This window comes from Kitasatospora sp. NPDC001540 (genome assembly GCF_042894345.1).
Classification (GTDB): Bacteria; Actinomycetota; Actinomycetes; order Streptomycetales; family Streptomycetaceae; genus Kitasatospora; species Kitasatospora phosalacinea_C.
Window position 1 is genome coordinate 1 of the sequence record NZ_JBIAVO010000101.1, and the last position, 1102, is coordinate 1102.

A 1102-nucleotide genomic window follows, 5' to 3' on the forward strand; every position below is an offset into this window, starting at 1 on the left:
ACTGGGCGTTTCGTCCCTGACTTCGGCGCTCAGGTTCCGCGCCAGGTCAGGGTGGTCTCGCCAGTTAGGCGGCGGGTCATGAGGCTGATCATGGCGACGTGGACCATGGCTTCGGAGCGGGCCGGGAGTGCCTCGTAGTCGCGGGCGAGGCGGCGGTGGTTCATGAGCCAGCCGAAGGTGCGCTCGACGACCCAACGTCGTGGCTGGACGACGAACCCCCTGGTCGCGGAGTCGCGGCGGACGATCTCGACGTCGATGCCCAGCGTGGCGCCATGCTCGACGACGGCGTTCTTGTAGCCCATGTCGGCCCAGGCCTTGCCGACGCTCGGGTGCTCGGCCGCAACCGTGGTCAGAAGCTGCCGGCCAGCAGTGCCGTCCTGCACGCTCGCGGCGGTGACCAGGACCACGAGCAGCAGGCCGATCGTGTCGGTGACGATGTTGCGCTTCCTGCCCACGATCCTCTTCCCGACATCAGGGCCCTGGGTCGAGGCGGGGACGTTCGTGGAGGTCTTGATGCTCTGCGAGTCGACGATGCACGCCGTCGGTTCCGGATCGCGTCCCTCGGCGGTGCGGACCAGGCGACGCAACAGGCCGTTGAGCTGCTTGAACACTCCCTCGCGTTGCCAGCGGGCGAAGTAGGCGTAGACGGTTTCCCATGGCGGGTAGTCGTGCGGGAGGTAGCGCCAGGGGATGCCGGTGCGATCGACGTACAGGATTGCGTCCAGGAGGTCGCGCAGGTCGTGTTCGGGCGGTCGGCCGAACGCGAGGGCCCGCTCGGTTCGGGCCTGGCGCCAGGCAGTGAGGGTGGGCTCGACGAGGGCCCAACGGGCATCGGACAGGTCGCTCGGATACGGTCGACGATCCGTCATGATGACGGCATACCGCGGAATCGCCGCCCTGCCCAGCGCGCGCGGCTCTCGAGAGACGAACAGGCCCAGACCGGGCATTCGGGGATGAGACAGGAGGAAGCGCACAGTTCCGGCGGACATCCGCGCAACAGCAGCACTCCTGCCACCAGGGCCCCAAGTGCCACCGAATGCCAGCAGTCCAGTTGGCCCCAAAATCGGGATCAATCCACCAAATTACGGGTGAAACGCCCAAT

The 1102-nt window shown here is 67.3% G+C and carries 1 protein-coding gene; it reads right to left on the reverse strand.

Annotation, left to right across the window (positions count from 1 at the left end):
- Positions 1-29: 29 nt before the first annotated feature.
- Positions 30-869 carry an IS5 family transposase gene (locus ACFY00_RS38150; RefSeq protein ID WP_388038896.1) on the reverse strand — a complete coding sequence of 280 codons (840 nt, stop codon included), beginning with the start codon at positions 867-869 and terminating at the stop codon, positions 30-32.
- Between the last annotated feature and the right edge of the window lie 233 nt (positions 870-1102).